Origin of the sequence: Solitalea agri (genome assembly GCF_023914155.1) — a bacterium.
GTDB lineage: Bacteria > Bacteroidota > Bacteroidia > Sphingobacteriales > Sphingobacteriaceae > Solitalea > Solitalea agri.
This window is the reverse complement of the sequence record NZ_JAMWYS010000024.1, coordinates 256,530-278,944: the sequence shown is the minus strand read 5'-3', so window position 1 is coordinate 278,944 and position 22,415 is coordinate 256,530. Positions and strand designations below refer to the sequence as shown.

16 protein-coding genes are annotated in these 22,415 nt (G+C 38.0%); 6 read left to right on the top strand and 10 right to left on the bottom strand.

Going from position 1 to position 22,415, the window contains the following annotated elements:
• Nucleotides 1–188 precede the first annotated feature (188 nt).
• From NF867_RS05935 to NF867_RS05920, 4 genes are all read right to left on the bottom strand, one after another.
• Nucleotides 189–797 carry a hypothetical protein gene (locus NF867_RS05935; RefSeq protein WP_252586775.1) on the bottom strand — a complete coding sequence of 203 codons (609 nt, stop codon included), beginning with the start codon at nt 795–797 and terminating at the stop codon, nt 189–191.
• 86 nt (nt 798–883) lie between these two features.
• Complete coding sequence (locus tag NF867_RS05930) at nt 884–1,183, bottom strand: protein tyrosine phosphatase (RefSeq protein WP_207765276.1); 300 nt, start codon at nt 1,181–1,183, stop codon at nt 884–886.
• A 230-nt stretch (nt 1,184–1,413) separates the two neighbouring features.
• The gene (locus NF867_RS05925) at nt 1,414–2,061 is read right to left on the bottom strand and encodes a hypothetical protein (RefSeq protein WP_252586774.1); all 648 of its coding nucleotides are present in this window, start codon (nt 2,059–2,061) and stop codon (nt 1,414–1,416) included.
• Between the two features lie 54 nt (nt 2,062–2,115).
• The gene (locus NF867_RS05920) at nt 2,116–2,769 is read right to left on the bottom strand and encodes a YceH family protein (protein WP_252586773.1); all 654 of its coding nucleotides are present in this window, start codon (nt 2,767–2,769) and stop codon (nt 2,116–2,118) included.
• A gap of 69 nt (nt 2,770–2,838) precedes the next feature.
• On the opposite strand from NF867_RS05920, the gene NF867_RS05915 reads away from it, so the two are divergent.
• A complete protein-coding gene (locus NF867_RS05915; protein WP_252586772.1) occupies nt 2,839–3,732 on the top strand; it encodes an AraC family transcriptional regulator in 894 nt (297 codons plus the stop codon).
• On the opposite strand, the gene NF867_RS05910 is transcribed toward NF867_RS05915, so the two are convergent.
• The 5 genes from NF867_RS05910 to NF867_RS05890 form a co-directional block, all read right to left on the bottom strand.
• Nucleotides 3,719–4,123, bottom strand: coding sequence for a DUF983 domain-containing protein (locus NF867_RS05910; RefSeq protein WP_252586770.1), 405 nt, complete (start codon nt 4,121–4,123; stop codon nt 3,719–3,721). The genes NF867_RS05915 and NF867_RS05910 overlap by 14 nt on opposite strands.
• A gap of 553 nt (nt 4,124–4,676) precedes the next feature.
• Nucleotides 4,677–5,198 (bottom strand): ferritin, encoded by a 522-nt coding sequence (locus NF867_RS05905; protein ID WP_252586768.1) that lies wholly within the window; start codon nt 5,196–5,198, stop codon nt 4,677–4,679.
• A 93-nt stretch (nt 5,199–5,291) separates the two neighbouring features.
• Nucleotides 5,292–5,663 (bottom strand): hypothetical protein, encoded by a 372-nt coding sequence (locus NF867_RS05900; protein ID WP_252586766.1) that lies wholly within the window; start codon nt 5,661–5,663, stop codon nt 5,292–5,294.
• A gap of 117 nt (nt 5,664–5,780) precedes the next feature.
• Nucleotides 5,781–6,419: a response regulator gene (locus NF867_RS05895; protein ID WP_252586764.1), complete on the bottom strand. Its 639-nt coding sequence runs from the start codon at nt 6,417–6,419 to the stop codon at nt 5,781–5,783.
• A 14-nt stretch (nt 6,420–6,433) separates the two neighbouring features.
• On the bottom strand, nt 6,434–8,359 hold the full coding sequence (locus NF867_RS05890; protein WP_252586762.1) for a tetratricopeptide repeat protein: 1,926 nt from the start codon (nt 8,357–8,359) through the stop codon (nt 6,434–6,436).
• 241 nt (nt 8,360–8,600) lie between these two features.
• Between NF867_RS05890 and NF867_RS05885 the strand changes: the two genes are divergently transcribed.
• Nucleotides 8,601–9,128, top strand: coding sequence for an outer membrane beta-barrel protein (locus NF867_RS05885; protein WP_252586760.1), 528 nt, complete (start codon nt 8,601–8,603; stop codon nt 9,126–9,128).
• A gap of 110 nt (nt 9,129–9,238) precedes the next feature.
• The gene (locus NF867_RS05880; RefSeq protein ID WP_252586758.1) at nt 9,239–9,748 is read left to right on the top strand and encodes a lipocalin family protein; all 510 of its coding nucleotides are present in this window, start codon (nt 9,239–9,241) and stop codon (nt 9,746–9,748) included.
• A gap of 541 nt (nt 9,749–10,289) precedes the next feature.
• On the opposite strand, the gene NF867_RS05875 is transcribed toward NF867_RS05880, so the two are convergent.
• On the bottom strand, nt 10,290–10,685 hold the full coding sequence (locus tag NF867_RS05875) for a VOC family protein (protein WP_252586756.1): 396 nt from the start codon (nt 10,683–10,685) through the stop codon (nt 10,290–10,292).
• Between the two features lie 201 nt (nt 10,686–10,886).
• Here NF867_RS05875 and NF867_RS05870 point away from each other — a divergent pair, with 201 nt between their 5' ends.
• The 3 genes from NF867_RS05870 (at nt 10,887) to NF867_RS05860 (ending at nt 22,412) form a co-directional block, all read left to right on the top strand.
• A complete protein-coding gene (locus NF867_RS05870) occupies nt 10,887–12,092 on the top strand; it encodes an alpha-L-fucosidase (protein WP_252586755.1) in 1,206 nt (401 codons plus the stop codon).
• Between the two features lie 593 nt (nt 12,093–12,685).
• Nucleotides 12,686–12,937, top strand: coding sequence for a hypothetical protein (locus tag NF867_RS05865; RefSeq protein ID WP_252586753.1), 252 nt, complete (start codon nt 12,686–12,688; stop codon nt 12,935–12,937).
• A gap of 586 nt (nt 12,938–13,523) precedes the next feature.
• Complete coding sequence (locus NF867_RS05860; RefSeq protein ID WP_279639609.1) at nt 13,524–22,412, top strand: PKD domain-containing protein; 8,889 nt, start codon at nt 13,524–13,526, stop codon at nt 22,410–22,412.
• Nucleotides 22,413–22,415 lie beyond the last annotated feature (3 nt).

Here is a 22,415-nt window from a genome sequence, read left to right as displayed (position 1 = left end):
ATATTATCGATTATTTTTTGATAGTTAATTGTGTCGTCAACTGAGCTTTTTTCTCTCTCCGTTTAGTTTTTATTCCTATGCTAAACCTTAGCGGGAGAGGTGATTTTTTCAATATATGTTGAATTGCCGTTAGTGTTAAAGCTGGCCAATGGTTGTCTGGTATCAAGGTTTATCTCTTGCATTGGTTTTTAATTAACCCTTTGTTCAATTATTTCCGTCATTTTAATTTTTCCGTTGCCTGAAACTTTACCAGTCATAAAACGAATATACTTTTTCATTGTATTTTCCTTTGGACCGATACTGTCACATTCGCAACTCCTTATTGAGTCAACCGAATATATTGTCATGTCTTGATTTATTTTAATGCTCTCCTTACACCAAAAACAGCAATCGGAGCCACAACCACCTACTCCTAAATATTGCTCATTTATTCTTTGTCCTTTCTTAGAAAATGTTGTTAGGACAGGAACTAACATTTCAGCTGGTGCAAGCCAAATAATTTTATACGTTTTGCTTGTATCAGGAAGTAGTCCATAGCTCCATATCTCGTTTGGATATTCAGAATTAATGAAAGTATTGTCTTTCTCGTTTAGTCTTTTTAGTGACGAAGTTGCCTGGATTTCGTCTGTATTTATTATCAGAGGTAATGATAGCACTTTAAACTTCCTTATGAATTGTCTAAAGTTTGTTTGATTTATGGCGCTAATTGTCTTTTCATTTGAGTCTTTCCCCGAATTTGTCGAACAACTTAGAAGTAAGAAAAGGGGAAGGATATGGAAATATTTTAAAAATTTCATTGTCTAATGGTCGATGGCTGGTGTTTGAACTTGCTGGTAACGTTAAAAATTGTCGAAAGCGCGATGTAAACACCTTTATATTTTCGTCAAATAAGCTTTCGGTTATAAACATCTTCAACTCGGTCTTTTAACAGTACAATTAATTCAGTCTGCATATAGTCATAGTCGTCGGGAATGTATAGGCATACAATTTTCTTGTTTTTATAGATGTCAGGAAAATGTTCTCTTATATGATTCCGATGGTGTTTTTCCATTACCACAACACTGTCTGCCCAATTTAATAGTTCTGATGTTAATACAGTGTTTGCAGTTTTGTCTGTTCCAGCTGACTTTACTTCAAAACGATTGTCATTCTCGTAAATTTTATGTGCAGTTGCACTTCTCATTCTATTAATAGTGCATACAAATAGCAGTTTTAATTTTTCTTCACTTGGCATATTCTAACTATCTCTAGTGTCTGTTTTAAAATGGTCAGCGGCGTCTTTAAATTGTCTATAAGGTTTCCACGCTTTGCCGTATTTTAAAGTTTGTAGCAGCGTATTTTCTGCGTAAGGTAAATGTGTGTTAGCCAAAGGCTCTTACATTTTTAGTGTGATATAATATTCTGCAATTTATTTCAGCAACAGTCGATTATTTTTACAACTTTTTTCTTCTTGTCGGAGTAACCTAAATAATAATTTGATTCCTCGTTCAAGCAATAGTGAAACATAATTCTGTCTGTCTTTTTAATATTTTCAAATACTTCGTAATCATTGAAATCTTCTTTAGTGGCTTGATTTAGATAGGATTCCTCTGAGAGTTCACTTGGGTCGTAAAGCCCTTCTTTTAAAAGAGATTTTGCTAGTGATAGAATGTATTTCTCCATTTCGACATCCGTTTTAATTTCCTCTGTATCATATCCGTTGATGAGGTCACTTGTGGCAAATGTATGCTCATAAATAACTTCTCCTTGTTTTGTCACAACTCGAATAGTCGTTTTAGTTTCTGTGACAAGTCCTTTGGGGATATTAAGGGTAAAACAGTCTTCAGTAGTGTCATTTGAAAATTTGGTAAAGGCAGTGTCTCTATAATTATCACTCAAACGAGTATTTTTATAATCGTAGTAGGTTGGAGTATAAGCGTAACTGTCTGCCCTTTTTACTGAAGTAGAGTCAACTTTTACCGAAACAGTATCAACGGGTTTCGAGTTCTGTCGCTCCGCTGTCTGATTACAGGAAACTAAAATAAATGCAATTAAAATAAATATCAGATATAGTTTGTTCATAATATTTACGCCTAATAGGTATTTATATACACCTTAAATCTATAAACCAAACCCTTATCCCATCAACTCCTTCATCAGTTTATCAAAAGCTTCTTTAAGTTCAGCCAGTTCCGTTTCTACCTTTTCTAAACGAGCTTCGAGTTCAGCTACGGGTTTGCTGGCAATTGGCATATCGGGTTCATCCTCCTCTTCAATAGACGGCGTTCCGCCCAATAAATGCATGTAACGGGCTTCTTTTTGTCCGATCCGCTTAGGTAGCTGCACAACAAATTGAAGCTCCGGATTCGAAAGCTTTTCTAAAATTTCCTGAATCTCTTCTAATGACTCATACTCATACATTCTTCCTGAGTTGGTATTTAACTCACCAGGAGTTTGTGGCCCACGAAGAAGAAGAAGACAGATGATACTTACTTCTGCCGGAACAATAGGAAATACAATTCCCAGGTTGTGCTTATATTTAATGGTGCGGCTGCTTCCTCCGGTAGCGGTAGAAACCAAGCCTTTCTTTTTCAGAGTATTTAACGCTTCAACAATGGTGTCATCATCAAAGTTAACAACCGGTTTTCGCGCTGATTTTTGGTTGCAGGCAGCAGCCAAGCTGTTAAGCGTTAATGGATAATATTCAGGTGTGGTTCTGCTTTTTTCAATCAATGCACCTAAAACACGCTGCTCAACAGCATCTAATAGAGGTAAGGTTTGTGATTCCATGGCTAAAGATAAAAAACAGTTTTCTTGCTCAAAATTTCATTTGATAAACTGTGCGGTATATTTGTACCAATGCTTAAAGTAAAAGACGAACTTCCGGTTTATGATATTTGCACCTTTCGTGATAGCGATCATGCACACAACGAAATTGTAGCTGAATGCTTTGCTGACTACCTGAAAAAACACCCCAATTTGCATCGTGCTCATGGGCATACGTTTTACCATCTGGTTTTATTCACTAAGGGCAGCGGGTTTCATACCATAGATTTTGAACGGTTTAAAGTTGAGGTGGGACAAATTTATTTTATGGTACCGGGACAGGTGCATGGCTGGCAGTTCGAAGGCGAAATGGATGGGTTTGTAGTTAATTTCTCGGAAGAATTGTTTCATTCTTTTCTTCGTGATGAACGTTACCTGGGCCGTTTTAATTTTTGGCGAGGCATAACGGGGGAGAATATTTTAACATTAACCGCTACAGAGTTAAAGGAAGCAGGGGAGATGCTTTCAGCATTAGTTACAGAAACTAGCGCAGTAAAGCCTTTTAGCAAGGATAAGGTGCGATTGTTGCTTTTGTCATTGTTTATTCTGGTGGCCCGCTCTGAAAATTATCCTACTGAAGCTAATGAATCGGTGAAGCCTAATTTACAATTGCTTTATAAATTCAGGGATCTGGTAAATGAAAAGTTCAAATCGCTGAAACTGCCAAAAGATTACGCCGAACAATTACATGTCAGTGCCAATCATTTAAACGCAGTTTGTACCGAACTTCTGGGCAAATCGGCAGGAGAGGTGATAAGAGAGCGTATTTTATTGGAAGCCAAACGCAAACTGGTAAACCTGGATGAATCTATATCAACCATTGCTTATAGTTTAGGCTTTTCCGACAATTCCTACTTTACCAAATTCTTTAAGAAATACACCGGTATGACACCCGAGGAATTTAAGAAATCGGTTAATGATTACTAGGTGCTAACACTTTTTTAGAACAGGCAGGATCATAGTGAACAAAGGAAAACCAGTGGAGCATCAGCACTCTTCCCAGCCTGAAATTAAGGGGCATAAATAGAAATATCCCTCCGATAATGATGCTTAAATAGACCCAGGCTGATGGATTGTCTAGTAGATAATAAGTCGTAATTCCAAGAATTACACTTTGCATTACATTAAGGGCGTAACTGAAGTACATTCCTCCCCAAAAAAATCCCGGTTCAATTTCATAACGTAATCCACAAACCGGACAGTTAGTATGCATTTGCTGATAAGCTGATAGATTATAGGTGGAATATTTGAATACATGTCCTTCGCGGCAGCGAGGGCATTTTTGCTGGATGATCGCCTGTGTTTTTGAGATAGCCATAGATTAAATTTTTACTACTCAAAGTTATTGAAGATGTGGTATAGCTTATGGTACTTTACGGGGTTTCAATGGTAATTTTAAGATAAAACCCACATGAATGAAATTCATCAAGGAGGATATAAACTCTTGAAACTTTATGCGTTCAATTACTTATAATCTCATTTTTTATTTCTTACCTATAAGTAGGAAGGTTCGGCCTTAGCAGCTTTAGCGTAAAAAAAGGTTATAAAAAGACAGGTAGTAAGGCGGATGAGTAATGAGGCAAAGCAATTCGGAGAAGTGAAGCGAAGTCCCGATAGCTATCGGGAGCTCGAATTGCAGATAGTCTTTTTAGAATCTTTTAGCTAAAGCTGCGTAGCCTTGATTCTTTGGAAACTTTCTTATCAAGAAGAAAGTTTCTAGGCCTCGGCCGGCTATGAGGCCGACCATCAGATTCAAATAAGATGGATTATCTTGTTTGCTTCTATCTTTTATCCTAAAAACGATTATTTTTTTAGAAAAAAAAGAGGTTCCTTTTATCAAGAAACCTCTTCAAAATATCAGAGGAGATGGGTTAACCTTCCATTAATTTTTCGATCTCATGATCGATACGGAACAAACCAGTGCCTTCAGTGCCGATTAATTCAAATAACTCAATAGCTCTACGGGCAGTTTGTTCCTCTTCCAATTGTTCATCCAAAAACCAATGTAAGAATTTCGCAGTTTGAAAATCTTTTGATTTATGACACTGGTCCACAATTTTATTGAAATTTTCAGTGATTTTGATCTCCATTTCCAAAGCCATGATTAACAGGTCGTGCAGGTTGTTAAAGTTTTTAGGAACATTTTTAACCTCTGGAGAAGTAGGATGGCCACCGGCATCGTTAATGAAGTCGAAGATCTTCATCATATGCGTGCGCTCCTCGTTGGATTGATGACGATAGAATTTGGCAGCACCTTGCAAGCCCTGAACATTGCACCAAGCCGACATAGCTAAATAGGCCGCAGATGAATGGCTTTCCATTGCAATCTGCTCGTTCAATAGTTCTTCAATATTTTCTTGGAGGGATGTTTTAAGTCTAAGTGCAGTTTTCATGGCAATAAAGTTTATATAGCAATTTACGCCATTAAAAAGAAAATGCCTTAAAAAACAATAATTTGGAAGTTTTATAAATAAAGGAAAGTGGACTTATAGTACAGCGATTTCTTCTTCCGATGGAATATTCAGGTTATACTCCATACTTACTTCCGCACGTGTAAGAATATCTTTTAATAAGAAGTAAAAATGAGCAGTGTTTACTAAATCACGTAAACGGATGGCTTCAGTTAATGTATAAATAACAGTTTTGCTTCTAATAGAGAAGTTAAATTGATGAAAATCGTCATCGATATTGGTATCTAACAAAATGCCTTCCCAATCAATGCTGTTAACTCGTTGACGCAGTAATAAAAATTCGCAGATACGTAATGATGACTTCTTACCATTTACTTCTAAAAATAAACCGGCCTTTGCTGCATCAATGTAAATTCCGCCTAACTCGTTCTTACACACTAATTTCATGACCACAAAAATACTTTTATTTAGATTGCTTACAAATAAAATGTATGATTAAGTTAAAGAGGGGAAGTAGTAAAAGTTATTCTCACCTGCGAATTAAAAGCAGCTATTTTAAAGAGATTACTGAATCAAACCTCTTTTAATGGCTTCTTTTACTAAGCCAGCTGTGTTTTTGATATTCAGTTTTTGTGAAAGGTTTAAACGATGCGTTTCAACAGTGCGTAAACTAATGAAAAGTTCATCGGCAATTTGCTGATTGCTTTTCTCTTCTGCTATCAATTTCAATATTTCTTTCTCGCGATTGGTTAATGGAATTTCATAAGCCGAAACTTTCTTGCCTAATAGGCTTTCTTCCAGTAATACTTTTTGCATTTGTGGGTCGATAAACTGACCGCCATTATAAACGGTTTCGATAGCCTGGATCAATGTTTCCTGGTTCGTGTTCTTTAAAAGATATCCAGAGACTCCATTTCTGATCATTTGCTTTATATAATGCGACTCTTCAAAATTGGTAAGAGTAATAATTTTAATTGCTGGATAGGTCTTGGTAATAATTGGGGATAACTCCAATCCTGTCATTCCCGGCATTTGAATATCCAACAGTAATACGTCAGGTTGCTCGGTTTCAAGAGCCTTAAGGAGTTCATTTCCATTGATATTAGTCGAGATAATGGAAATGTTTTCCTGTTTCTCCAGCATCATCTTCAAGCCGTTTATCACCATTACATGATCATCGGCTATGGTCAATTTTATTGGCATGTATTAGTTCCTCCTTATGCTAGCTCTTCTTCGGCCAGTACTTTCAATCTTGTTATATCAAATTCGAGATAAATGGTAGTTCCCCGTCTTTCTTCCGAATCTATTTTCATGCTGCCATTAAATGATTCAACCCTTGAATGAAGGCTTGATAATCCAATGCCGTTTTTCCCTTCACTGTTTTGGTTGAAACCTTTTCCGTCATCTTCAACGGTTATTAAAAGTAACTCATCGTGGCAGCTCATCTGTACAATAGCGTCTTTAGCTTGTGAGTGCTTAATAACATTATTCATCAGCTCCTGAACAATACGGTAAACAGAAAGCTCGAAACTTTGCTTGAAGCGCGGAATATCACCAATTGCAATAAACTGAACTGAAGTTAAAGGATTGCTGATCCGTTTGCAGAATAAGGCCAAAGCGTCTTTCAAACCATTGGTTGTAAGCAGTTCAGGCATCAGGTTATGTGCCGTTTTACGAACTTCACTAGCCGATTCATCAAGTAGGCTTAAAGCCAGGTCAAAGCCTTCGATGTTAGTGGAATGTTGAATGTTACTTTTAATTGCACTGAAATGCATTTTGGCAGCCGAAAGCATTCCTCCAACACCATCATGCAAATCTTTGGCAATACGGGTACGTTCTTTTTCTTCGCCGTTGATCATGGCTTCCAGCAATTGTACTTCTTTTTCTTTTTCGAGAGCAATCAGCTTTTGTTTATGTAGTTTTTGCCTGTTCTGATAGGTCAGGTAAGTAATTAAAACAATTGTCAGCAATAAACCGATAACCGAAACGGTAATAATTATCCATGAGTTTTTACGCTGTATCTGGAGATCTTTTTCAGTGATTTGAAGTTTATTGGTCGCCAGCTGTTTGTCTTTTTGAGAAGTTTGATATTTAACCTCTAGCTCATGAATAGTTTTAACTTGGGTTTCGTTAAATATCGTATCACTTAAATGCTTATGTAGCGTTTGGTATTTATAAGCTTGTTTGAAATCACCTTTTGTTTCGTAGAGTTCCTGCAGAATAGAGTAGGTGTCGAGCGTAATGTCAGAAGCTTCCAGTTTTTTCGATGCTTGTATTGATTCAAGTAAAATGGCCTCTGCTTTCTTATAATTTCCGCTTAAAAAATAATACCGGGCAATAACGGGCTTAATGCGTTCTGTTTCATACGGAATATCTAGTTTCAAGGAGTAAGCCAAGCTTTTTTGTCCGTATGCAATTGCTGATGGATAATCTTTTTTGATCGCAAAATATTCACCAATATTTAGACAGGCCAGCTTCATTACATAATCATTGTTAGAAAGCTCACCTATTTTAAGCGCCTGTACTTGTTTTTGATAAAACTCTTCTTTCTTGCCCAAGTCGTCCAGAATAGTTCCCTGGTTTATTAAGGCAATAGCCATGGTTAACGAATCTTTGCTTTTTTGAGCAAATTCAAAAGCTTTTGTATAGTAATCATAGGCCTTATTGGTTTGGTTGAGTTTGCGGAATACCATTCCCATATTACTGTATCCTCTCCCGGCCGATTCGGTAAGTCCGTATTGTTGAGATATTTCAATGGCCTTTTGATAATAGACAAGCGAACTGTCCAACTTGTCCTGAAGCTGATAAGTATTGCCAATATTGCTAAAGCAGGAGCTCATGCCTTTGCCGTGCTTTATAATCTTGTATTGGTCAATGGCATTTTTGAAAAAGCTACGCGCCTTTTCATACTCCGCCATACCATAGTATACAATCCCCGAATTGTGTAATGATTTAGCTTCGCCCAGCTTATAATTTATCTTTTTACTTAGTGCTAAAGCCGACTGATAGCAATTTAAAGCGGCTTGCTTGCTGGTGTTTTCGAGCACGAAGGCCGAATCCAATAGTTTCTTAACAGCATTGCTGTCTTGCCTGGCTTGTCCGTTAGCGGTTGTTATGCCCACAACCAATAAAAAACAAGCCATGTAAAAATGGTGTAAATGTTTTAACTGCATTTTCTCTCAATAATGCGTTTATAGGTAAATAATGTACGATTTATTGCATTAAACTGCAATATGCCCCTATTCTAAGTAGTTCTACCGATACGGATAAATCAGTATTTCCACAGAAAAATACCCCTTTGTTAGCTGCTAGATTTGCCTATGTAAACTTAATAAGTAATTGATTTACAATAATGAATGAAATAATAATAATACAGTAAATATCATGAAAACAATTAAAATTCTACTATCAGCAGCGTTTTTAATATTAATAAGCATTAAAACGCAGGCACAAACTGCCCAAAATAAATATGCCATCAATGCAGGCTTTGGGGTTGGGACTTATGGTTTTGCAGGTAACGGTGGCGTTCCAATTACAGCATCGGTTGAGCGCAGTTTTTCTCCAAACATTAGTGCAGGTTTAAATCTTAGCTACGTACAAACCAAATACGATTTGGATATTAAATACACATACATCGTAGTAGGCGCCCGTGGTTCTTATCATTTTAATGAACTCTTTAAGATTGCGAATCCTAGTATCGATATCTACGGAGGCGCCGGATTGCTCTACCGACACTACAACCTGAAATACAATGGCAACGATGAGTTCAACGGAGCCTCCTCATCCGATGGGGAAGTAGATATTGATCTGCATGCTGGTATGCGCTACATGTTTACCGACAATATTGGAGCACATGCTGAAGTGGGCTATGGTATTTCACCCTTGCAATTAGGCGTAGCTTTTAAATTTTAATGGTTGACAGGAATCTACCTGGCTGTTACTTATCCAAAAAATCTTTGCTCTCAGGTACTGGGAGGTTAACACGAAATCAATTAATTATTTAAAAATAAAATAACACGAACATGAAAACGAACAAAACAATTACCCTGCTATTGACAGGCGTTTTATTAATCAGCGGTTTTACTGCTTGTAACAAAGACAAAGATGATAACGGCTCTCCATCAGGAGGCGGCTCTAAAGGAGAGTTGGTTGGCAAAAAATGGAAAATTACCGGGATGACCATTGCCCCAGGACTTGATATTGATGGGGATGGTGATCTAGAAACCGATGTTTTTCAATTTACTCCTGCTTGTGCAAAAGATGACTATGTGGTTTTTAAAGATAATGGTAAAACGGAAGCTTTCTCTGGTACAAACTTATGTGATGGTGAGGACGGTACGGTTGAAAATGGCACTTGGTCTTTTGAATCAAATAAGACTAAAATGAAGATAGTTGATGAAGATGGAACCTATTTATGGGATATTATTTCTCTCAATAACAACACATTTAAAGTTAGCTACACTGAAACATTCGAAGTTGAAGAGGGGGAAACCCAAACTCAAACAGTCACAGCTACGTTAACGTCGTTTTAATTGTTGTTGGATCAAGCTTTGAGTTTGCCCTATCTCAAAGTGCGATAAGCCGCCTCTCTCAGGCGGCTTTTTTTTGCTTGAGCAAGTTTAAGCCTCTTAACCATTTCTCTATTAAGCTAATCATCAGTAAGTAATAATTGAAAGTTGTTGTGCGATTTGAAGATCATCTCGTCACGCTGAGGAAGGTCGAAGTGTGACTATCGTTAGTAATTAGTGCTTTAAAAATCATATCGCATAACTCATTCAGTTAAGTAAGCTGCTTTTAGTGCCGGTATTTCCCAAAACCTACATTTTTTAACCGGAATAATAGGTCAAATACAACTACGAATTAATGGTACCCAGTTCGATATTTATTATGGTCCATTGGTGGCATTTAAATACAATATTCGTCCGAAAGAAAGGGAAACATTTGACGACGTTGATGGTGGCGCTGATTGATGGAGTTATAAGTTGTATCGTTGAAAATTCATTACTTACGTTAACCAAACGATTGATGCTGAACTTTATCCGGATTAAAGGATTTTTACCAAACGCGAATTGGCTAGATTTTTTTCTGTATTTGCCAAAAATGCCCAAATGGATCTTTGAACATTCCCTGACGATAGCCATATTCATGATCTGTTGCCGGGCTGATCTCGGTTGCTCCCGCTTTAATAGCTTGTTGCATTACTTCGTCAACATTAGGGACAAACAAGCCGATAACAGCGGTTACGCCTTTGGCAGTTATTGGCTCAAGCGCATTAAACCAACGCATTGTTTCATGCAGGTGAAAAATGGCACCATTTATTTCCAGTTCTGCAACGTGAATGCTCCCGTCGTCATTTCGTAAACAAAAGTGTTCCGTTGCACCGAAATTTAGATAAAAATCAATATTGTACGTGCCATTTGGAATGTGCAGTTCAGGGGCAAAATGAGTTCTCTCGTTTGGGTTTGTCATAATGCTTATGATTGGAATGCTGTTGTTTTCAGCTATGTAAGATGAATTATCTATCCGAAAATAAGCTTTTATGACAACATTTAAACAAGTAAGGGATACTTATCATCTCAATTACTTCATCCTCAAATAAAATTGCTAGTATTACTGATGCGGTCAACGTTTCAATCAATTAGGTTTTAATATAGACTACCATTATAATCAATGAAAAAGATAATTCTACTATTAGGATTTATAGGCTGTGTGAATATGCCTGGCATGGCTCAGCAAAAAATAAACCCCGATACCATAAAACATAAAATGCAATGGTTTGCAGATGCAAAACTGGGTATTTTTATTCATTGGGGTATTTATTCTGTAAATGGTGTGGATGAAAGCTGGAGCTTTTATAATAATAAGATCAGTTATGCCGATTATATGAAACAACTGGAAGGATTTACTGCCAGTAATTATAATCCGAAACAATGGGCCGATTTAATTAAGGAAACCGGAGCTAGATATGCGGTTATTACTACAAAACATCATGATGGGGTAGCTTTATGGCCTACTAAAGAGCATCATTATAGTGTGGTAAATAATACTCCTGCTAAAAAGGATGTATTAAACCCATTTTATGAGGCATTAGATAAAAACGGAATAAAGCGGGGAGCCTATTTTTCTCTGATTGATTGGAGTTATCCGGATTATCCGGGATTTTTAAAAGATAGCAGTCGCTACAAAGTGGCGAATGACCCTCAAAGATGGCAACGCTTTCAGCATTTCTTTCAAGCACAGATCAATGAAATAAATACAGCCTATAAACCCGATTTATGGTGGTTTGATGGCGACTGGGAGCATAAAGCAGATGAATGGCAGAGTGAAAAAGTAAGGTCAAGTATTTTGAGTTTGCAGCCTAATGCGATTATTAACGGACGATTGCAGGGCTATGGTGACTATGAAACACCTGAACAAAATTTTCCGGTTAGCCGACCAAAGTTCAATTGGTGGGAGTTGTGTATGACCACTAATAATAACTGGGGTTATCATCCCGATGATATTAATTATAAAACACCATTTGAGATAATCACAATTTTTGTTGATGCCGTTAGCAATGGAGGCAATCTTTTGTTAGACATTGGTCCGAAAGCAGATGGAACAATTCCGGATGAACAAGTTCATATACTGAAAGAGTTAGGTAAGTGGAATAAAAAGCACGAAGAATCAATTTTTGGTACAATAGCAGGATTACCGCAGGGGCATTTTTATGGACCCAGCACCTTGTCAAAAGATTCAACTACCGTTTATCTTTTTTTACCGGGGCAAACTACCGGTAATATTATGTTGAAAGGACTTGATAATTCTATTAAAGATATTCAGGTTGTTGGAACATCAGCGCATCTGCAACACAAAGTGGTTGGTAAAATATCATAGAGTCCGGTGCCGGGATTGGTATTTATAGATGTGCCTGTAAAACTAAGAGATCCATATATGACGGTTGTAAAACTGAAACTAGATAAGCCTTTAAAGCTATATCGCGGTCAGGGCGGCTTAAATTAATTAATTTTGCATTTAAATTATTAAAAAAGGGCCTAAACAGATTGTTTAGGCCCTTTTTTACTTGTTTTAGTACTATACTATTTCGAGATATTTTATCAGCCATTACTTAACTGAATAATTGAGGTGAATAACAGGGTCAATTGAGTTTGGAAATGGTTATTAATTATTTGGTAATCAGATTAATTGTAAACGTTTATTCAAAATTCGGTACGTCCTTTGGTGCATAAATGCGCGCTCATGCTTTGGTGATAGTAAATAGGGTGAAAAATGCAAAAGCCGCATGATTTAACATTCATAACAGATTGTTCCGAACAGAATAGCCTACAGTTACTGTGTATTTGCATAGAACAGCAAGCACCAATCAAGAATTTGTTAAGAGATGTAATTAAGAACAGCTCGTTGAAATGCGCAAACACTTAACGGGGTATTAAAAGTAAATGCAAAACTAATTAATCTACTTAAATAGAATGGATACCATAACAATTGAAGTACCCCAAGAAATTGCTACTGTGCTCAATAATGTACTCAATCATTATAAGTGGGCAAAACAAAAGCATCCTCAATTTCCTAATGACCTAATTCATCAGGCTGCCCTTGTAACCGAGGAAGCAGGGGAATTACTAAGGCAAGCCAATAATAAAAATAGGACACTATCGTGTCACGAATGCTATCAAACAGCTGCTGTAGCCATTAGAATGTTAACACATTTGGAGGGATAAATTTATTCACCTCCATAGTTATTTCAGGACAGGGCACAAGATGGGCAACTAGGTATCTAAAGCGTATGTATAATATCTATAGTCATTTGGAATGCTTAAGTAAGTGATGTGAAAATAGAAAAGCCTCTTTCAGTGCTGAATGAGGCTTTTTTGTGGTTGGAGATGTTTTGCTTAATTCATTTAAAAAAAGCCTTTAAAATTGACTCTAGACCAATTATATGACTAAGCCAAGATTTTAGTTTAACAACTGTTGTTGCGACATAGGACTGTGTTAATTACTAATGATTTTATTTTATTAATAACAGTTGAAATTTGCTGCCATTTGGTTAACTTTATTACATTCGATCCTTGAAAAAGGGTAGTTAGGCACAATTCATAAATTACAACTCATATGAAACAATTTTCTACTCATGATGGAATTGATGCAAGAAATGATTTAAATCAATTTTATAAGCAGTTGCTTTTCTTAGAATTGCAGACCATTTGTAAACAAGAATGGGAACAATTTATTCCATAGCAGCAATTAAGAAACTCGGCTTTCGAGCGATCAAAGGATTCATTTTTTAAATAGATTTTGCCATTACCAATGAATAATAACCTCCCAACTATTGAAAAACCATTATTAATGAACAATATCTCCAGGTTCCTTTTTTTTGCCTTTTTTCTTTTCTTTTCCGCCAGTTCATTAGCTCAAACAATTACGATTGGAACTGTCGATCCAGGACCCTACGGGAATGGATCGAGTATTTCTGTACCCATAAAGGTTGATGGAGTTTTTCCTATTGGGAATAAGTTTGAATTGTACCTTTCTGATGCATCCGGTAATTTTGGTGGTGAAACTAAGATTGGTGAATGGGACGGGTTTTATACCAATTTTATTAATGGTGACTTAACTGGGAAAGTAGCCAGTATAAATTATAAATTGCGGGTTAAATCGACTAAACCATCCGGAATTGTTTCAAATGAAAGTAATTCATTTGAAATATCACTCACCACTGGACCCCAAGTCAATCTTACCTCACCGACGTCAACCACTTTAAAAAAGGATTTAATATTTGGATTTTGTGGAAACATACAAGCCCCAAATACAATAATTTTCACAAATGAATCAACTGCTGGATCACAATCTTATCTTACCCTTAAAGACGAGTACTCTGGACTAGTAACATCAATGGGTGAAGAGAATGCTCTTTTTGAGATTCCTGTGAATAAATCGTATTACAGTTTGAATCTTAAGACTTCTAAAGATGGAGTAATAAGCACTAAATCATTTTTGATAATAAACTCAACCAACAATATTAGTCTTCAAACTAGTGGTGAATTGAGAGCATGTTTACCTTCAGCTTTAGCTTTTAGTGTAAATACAGTTGGAAATGACGGAGTTCAAACAAATTATCCTGGTTCAATATATAAATTCACTTGGGGCGATGGGAAAGACACCCTTTATACACAATCTGAATTAATTAAATCTAATGGTTTAGTAAGTCATTTTTATTCCAAAACATCTTGTTATGAATCTCCAATAGATTTGGGTGGCGGTACAATTATTTATACCTCTTTTAAAACAAATATTCAATTAGTAAATCCATTCGTATTCGATGCTTCTAATCCAAAGAATTGTGATCAACCGCTGATTACGGCTTATGTTAAAATATTCGAACGACCGGAAGCAGACTTTACGTATACTAATCCAGGATGTATAAATAATCCCATCAGTTTTATAAATACGTCAAAAGTTGGTTTGTCCGCAAACGGGAATAACTGCACCGCCGATGCTAATTTTAAATGGTATGTTGATGGCAAGCTCGTTTCAACTGCTAAGGATTTACTCTATACATTTACCGCAATAGGAACCTATAAGGTAAAGTTGATTGCTGTAAATAACAGTTGCGCTCCATCAGAGAAGGAACAAACCATTTGTATTGAACCAGCTCCCGTTCCCGACTTTACTATCAAAACTTCCGGTTGTGCTCCTTTAGGGTTAAATGTTGAAAATAAGACCAACCCAAGCCCTTGTCGAGAGAATACTTATGCATGGAGAGTTTTGGATAAGACAGGTACATTTCAGATAACATCTGGAGTAACGATTAATGACGCTAAAGCCAAAAAGCCTTCAATTAGTGTTAGTATACCAGGTGAATATCAGTTAGAACTAAAGGTGACAAATTCATGCGGAGATTTTATTAAACAGGTTCCTTTTATAGTTCTTGACATTGTAAACGTCACTTTACCAACCACTAAAAGCTATTGTGAGAATGTACCTAAAACAATTGATTTTGGCACAGATGCTAATCACAAACCAATTTACCAATCGGGGTTTTCTGCTACTCAATCTTATAAATGGGTAGTTACCGGAGGGAATTTCAGCTTTGAAAATTCAACTAACGATCAAAGTCAATATCCGATTATTAAATTCCTTGAGAATAAGAATTATTTGGTTAAGGTCACTTATACAAACGATTGTGGTTCACGTGATGCAACACAAGTAATTAGAATTTATGAACCGGTAACTGTAAATGCCGGCCCCGACCAGGGAGTTTGTGTAGGCACAGTTGTTCAGTTAAATGGTTTTGTAGGAGGTCCAACAAAGAATATTAACTGGATAGGTGGATCAGGCATATTCACTCCCGGCAGAAGCGTAGCCAATCCAACTTATACCCCTGATCTATCCGAGATAGGTAAAACAGTAATCTTAACACTGAGCGCTGAGAATATTAATCCAAGTCCTTGTGCAATCGCGCTTGATCAGGTGTCGATAACGGTTTCTCCGCAGAATACGATTACAAGTGTGTTGTCGAAAACAATTTGTACAGAAACAAACATAGGATATAATCCAACGGCAAGTGTTTCGGGTAGCTCCTTTGACTGGACAGCAGTTGTGGAATCAGGCACTGTTACTGGTTTTTCACCATCGGGCAGTGGTCCGATAAATGATCTGTTAACAAATTCCAGTGCAACGGCTAATGCGGTCGTTAAATATACGATCACTCCTAAAACTGCTAGCTGTACCGGTATTCCTACTGATGTTCGGATAACTGTTATGCCCAAGCCGCAATTAACTGCAACTGCCGCAAATGTCACAATTTGCAGTGGTGAAAATGCTGTAATTAATTTGAGTAGTAATCTGCCCAATACAAGGTCTACCTGGACTGTTACGCCATCATCAACAGCGATTACCGGGTTTTCAGCTCAAAGTTCAGGAATAGTAACATCAATCATTAACCAAACACTTAACAACACAGGAACATTGCCGGGAACGGTGACCTATGTTATAACGCCTTTGGGTGTGAGCCCTACTGACTGTGCAGGTAGTTTTCAAACAGTTGTTATAACTGTAAATCCAAAGCCAAGCATTGCTAATGCAGGTCCCGATCAGGTACTGTGTAGTGATGTCACCTCAACTACATTGTCCGCTAATAATCCAAGTGTTGGTTCAGGGACATGGACAATGATTGCAGGTACAGGAGCCACTATTGCATCAGCTAATACTTATAATACCTCAATCAATAATTTAAGTCCAGGTTCATATACCTTCAGATGGACCATTTCAAACCCATCTTGTACTGCTACTTTTGATGAGGCGCAGGTTACCGTTCGCCCTAGCGTTACTGTTGCCAATGCTGGAGTTAACGCTACGGTATGTGATAACAACGCTACTCAAAATAATACCTATACGCTAAACGGTAATTCAACCCAACCATTTGAAACCGGCTTATGGACAATTGTTAGCCAGCCGGCATCTTCAAATGCTGCATTTATTGATGCTTCAAAATATAACACTACCATTAGTGGATTAATTCCCGGTCAATATAAACTCAAATGGACCATAAAAAATGATGTTTCAGGCTGTACGTCAACTACTGCCGAAGTGTTAATTAAAGTTTTTGGAAAACCTGTAGCAGGAACAGTTTCAGGCACTAATCGAATTTGTAAAGGCAGTGATGTTACTTTGACATTGTTGGGTGTGGTTGGGAAAATAATCAGATGGGAAAGTTCGACAGATGACTTTAGTACAAAAACGGATATAAATAATACGACGACAAGTCTATCTGTTTCTGCATTAACGCAAACTACCAAATATCGTTCAGTGGTGGCATCATTGGGTGATGTGGATGGTTGTGGTACAGAAGTTACATCCTCGCCTTTTACCGTTACAGTTGATGAACTAACTGTAGGCGGATCACTCACCGGAAGTAATACCGTTTGTGCTAATCTGGGATCAGGATCGATTAACCTGTCAGGCCATACTGGTGTAGTGACTCGTTGGGAATTTTCTACAAATGGAACTACTTGGAATATAGTAAGTCCTTCAAATACCAGCACTAGTTTAAATTATGCCAATTTGGCGCAAACTACTCATTATAGAGCTGTTGTTCAGAACGGGACATGTTCTGAGGAAAAGTCGAGTGTAGCAATCATCACCGTCCAACCTGGAATCACCGTCGCGAATGCGGGGGCAGATGTAATCCTTTGTAATGCTACTGAGTATATCTTAAAAGGCAATACGCCAACAAACGGTTCCGGAAAATGGACAGAAAAGAATGGAAAGTCTGTAACTTTTGATGATGCAACAATGCCGGATGCAAAAGTGAGTGGCCTGTTACTGAATGAAGCTTATACATTTGTTTGGACAATCACCGGCGGTTCTTCTTGCCCTACTTCGTTTGATGAAATGATATTGACTAATCGTCCTGCAATTACGGTAGCTAATGCCGGTAATGATGATAAATTATGTGATCAAACGGTATCCAACAATAAATACACCTTACAGGGGAATGCAATTCGATCTTTTGAAACCGGTAAGTGGACCATTTCTGACCAGCCATCGGGTTCTAATGCTGTTATTGCTGATGATTTAAAAAATAACACAAGCGTTAGTAGTTTGATTCCGGGAAATTATACTTTCCTATGGACCATAAGCAACGATGCCACGGAAAATAAATGTCCCACTACATCTGATGAAGTTACATTACATGTGTTTGCACAACCTGTGGCAGGTACCTTAAGCAGTTCGGCCAGCAATGTTTGTATAAGTGGAAATGGAGGGAATATTACTTTGTCAGGAAGAGTGGGCAGGATTAAAGCCTGGAAGCAATCTCCTAATGATATAACATGGTCCGTGATTCCCGGAGAAACAGCTGATATCTATTCTTATACAAATCTGAATGCTACTACTTATTATAAAGTAGAAGTTGAAAGTGACGGAACCATTGAGGGCTGTAATTCAACGGTAGAAACTCAAAGCATAAAAATTACGGTTGATCCGGCTACGGTTGCCGGTACCGCATCTGGAGCAACAACCATTTGCTCCGGAACTAATTCCGGCCAGGTAAGGTTAACGGGGCATACTGGCAATATAATTAAATGGGAAGCATCGCTGAATGGAACTGATCAATGGGCAACTGTATCGGGCCTGAATTCGGCTACTTATACATATAATAATTTAACTGCAACAACCTATTTCAGAGCACAAGTTCAAAGCGGCACTTGTGCAATACTTGAAACCAATACCGTTAAAATTACGGTTGATCAGGCTGCTACTGATCCTAATGCCGGCACTGATCAGCAATTATGTAATGCTACGGAAACTACTTTATCCGCCAATATATCAACGGTTGGGGTTGGGAAATGGACACAGTTAGGAGCAACAAGCGCAGTATTTGAAAATGATGCTAACCCTTCTTCAAAAGTTACCGGATTGCTGCCCGGTGTAACGTATCAGTTTAAATGGACAATAAGTAATGGAACGTGTCCTCCAAAAGAGGATGTTGTTATGATAGAAAACCTGGCTCCATTGATCAATACTATTAATACGACTTCTTCCACAATTTGTGAAGGACAGGTGGCTGAATTGCAGGGAGATTTGCCTATGGGTGGAACCAGTGTCTATGTTTATAAATGGCAGGCAAGTTTAGATGGAACGCTCTGGACTGATATAACTGCCGAAACCGGAGTTAATTTGTCCAAAGTAATTACTGCCACAACTTATTTCCGCAGAATTGTTAATTCGGGAGCCTGCTCATCTATTAGTAACGAAGTAAAAATTAATGTACAGTCAGGAATCGCTAATAATTCAATTTCCGGAAGCCAGATAATTTGTACGGATATCGTCCCTTCTAAGTTTGTTGGACAAGATGCAACCGGTGGTGATGGCAGCATTGATTATCAGTGGTCAGAAAATAAAGGTTCAGGTTGGGTTGATATTATAGGGGCAAAGAGTCGTGATTACCAGGCTCCTGCTCTAACCCAAACAACGAGTTACAGGCGCTCTGTTTCAAGCGGATTTTGTGCCGGACCTCAGTCTAATATGAGTAATGAAGTTACTGTTGCCGTTAATCCTGATGCTAAGGCCGATTTTACAGTTGCAAAAGCCTTGAATTGTATTCCTTTTGTTATCGACGCAAATAATTTAAAAGTTATTGAATATCCAGATCGGAACAGCACTTATGAGTGGTTTGCCGATGGGATGAGTATTGGAAGGGGGCCTGTTTTTCCAGGTTATACCATTAATTCTAATGGTGTAACGGTTGTTATAAAATTAGTGGTTGGAAGTAAATTTGGATGTAAGAGCAGTGAGAAATCAGTCGAATTTAAAACGGTAAAAACACCGGTAGCTAAGTTCAGCAAATCAACTGATGGGGGATGTGGTCCATTAACGGTTTCATTTGTAAACGAAACGGACCCATTGACGGGCGTAAAATACATATGGGATTTCGGGAACGGTGAAACTTCCACCAATGAACAACCTATCCCGGTTGTATTTCAGCCTAATCCAACACATGCAGATACGGTTTATACCATTAAATTAAAAGCAGTCACTGATTGTGAGGTTATTGAATATACAGATTATGTAAAAGTAAGGGCGGTACCGCGTTCAGTATTCTCTCCTGATAAAACGGTTGGTTGTGCCCCATTTGAGGTTAATAGCACTAACACCTCTAAAGGGACCTTAAGCACCTATTATTGGAATTTTGGTGACGGAACTACTGAGGTGACTACTGATTTAAATTCAGTTAAACATACTTATGATGTAACTAAAACAACGGTTTTTACAATGAAAATGCGTGCGGTTAACGAATGTGGAGAAGAAGAAACCGCTCACGAGATCACCGTTTACCCAAATACGGTTACGGCTGAATTAGTCGTAAACGGGCCAGAGAAGGATGGATGTACTCCGCATACCGTCAAATTCTCTAACAATTCAAAAGGTGCTAATAAGTTTTTATGGGATTTTGGTGATGGAACTAAAATAGAGACTACATCTAGTCCGGAATTGATAAGTCATGAATTTACCCGTCCGGGTACATATGATGTGACGCTATATGCCACCAATGGTTGTTCTGATCGTACCACAGTTGAACGTATTGTGGTATATTCAAAACCAGAGGCCTTGTTTGGCTTTGTTAAATCCAATTACTGTGTAAGCGATTTTGCAGAAATGGTGAATAACTCAATCGGAGCAACGTCTTACAAATGGGATTTTGGCGATGGTAAAACCTCAAATGAAGCAGCGCCAAAGCATAAATATGCTCAACCGGGTAAGTATATGGTTACGTTGACGGCCTATATGGGGCATCCTTCTGGGGATGTTTGTGAAGGCGTGATGACACAGGAATTGGAAATTTTCCCTTTACCTAAAGCTAACTTTAATCACAATGGAGAAGCGCTAAATTGTGCACCTTTTAATATGCTGGTGAATACAACGCCTGCCAATGCCGATAGTTTTACTTGGGATTTTGGCGATCCTGATTCTCCCGATAATGTGGCCAATGGAGCTGCGGCGCAACATACTTTTACCAAGCGGGGAGTTTATACGGTTATGCTGACGGCTTATACGTTTGCGGGGTGTAAAGAAACTTCTACTCAAATTGTAACGGTGTCTGAAACTCCAGAAGCCGATTTTACTCCGGAAGCATCCTTTGTTTGTGGTTCATCAGCACGTTTAACCTTTACAAACACCACTAAATATAATGGTAGCGGTTCAGTATCTTATAAATGGTTCATTAACGATGTTTTAATTAGCACCGGTAAAAATTTAACTAATACGTTTAATACCCCATCTGGTGGTGTAAAACCCTATATCTTCAAGGTTAGATTGGAGGCTTCATCTCCATTGGGCTGTACCGGTAAGGTTACACATGATATCCAGTTTAATCCATTGCCTCAGGCTTCTTTTAAGGAAAATGCATTACTGGGCTGCGCTCCGTTCAATCCGGTTATCGAAAATACCTCATTATTTGCTGATAGCTTTGAATGGTATGTAAATGATGTATTGGTAAGTACCGACAGGAATCCTACAAATATTGTTGTACAGGATCCTGAGTCAGAGATAACCGTAAAAATGATTGCTAAGAATCAGTGGGACTGTCAGCCATCTGAAATTACCAGGAAGTTTAAAACCCGGCCCATGCCTACGGTTGGCTTTATTATGGATGAAAGCGTAAGCTGTAATGGGATGTTAAAGGTTAATTTCAGTAACCAATCGAGTGGGGCATCAGGATATAGCTGGGATTTTGGTGATGGAAGTGCCTTTTCGACGGTAAATGACCCTGTTCACGTATTTGTAAAAGCCGGAATTTATGAAGTTAAGCTAACAGCCGATAATGGATTTTGTACAGCAACATCAGTGCAATATGTAAAAGTTGCCGATAAACCAAAGGCCGCCTTTATTGCCGATAATCGCGCATCATGTGTTTCGGCTACGGTAACCTTTGCAAATCAGTCGATTAATGCGACTAAGTTTATTTGGGATTTTGGGGATGGTAGTTTTTCGGGTGAGAAAAATCCGAAACATACGTATACTTCTAATAAATCGGCCTATAATGTAAAACTAACAGCTATTGGCGAATTTGGCTGTCAGGATGAGTTTACGGAAATTGCCTATATAAATGTTTATCCGGCTCCCAAAGCCGACTTTGAGGTGAAGCCTGATGAAGTGATTAAGATTCCTGATTATACTTTTGATTTCGCAGATAAGAGTGAAGGGGAAGGTCTAACCTATCAATGGTCGTTTGGTGATGGCAAATCCTCAATAGAGAAAGATCCGAAGCATACCTACACCGAAGTAGGAACGTACAGCGTACGACTAATTGTGAAATCTTCAGTGGGGTGTTTAGATACTATGGTTCGCAATGTGACCATTGAAGGAGTACCTGGAACACTGTATGTGCCTAATGCTTTCCAACCGGGCAGTATCAGAAATGAATTGCGATCTTTTATGCCTAAAGGCGTTGGTTTAAAAGAATACAGGTTAAGAATATTTAATACCTGGGGTGAACTTATTTTTGAAACTACAAGGATTGAAGATGGGTGCCCGGCTGATGGCTGGGATGGATCGTTTAATGGTAAACAATTGCCTCAGGATGTTTATATATGGGATATTTCGGCCAAGTTTATTAATGGAACCGAGTGGGAAGGTATGCAGTATGAGAAGGGAGCCAAGAAAAGGACAGGTACAGTTCATTTAATTCGATAGTGT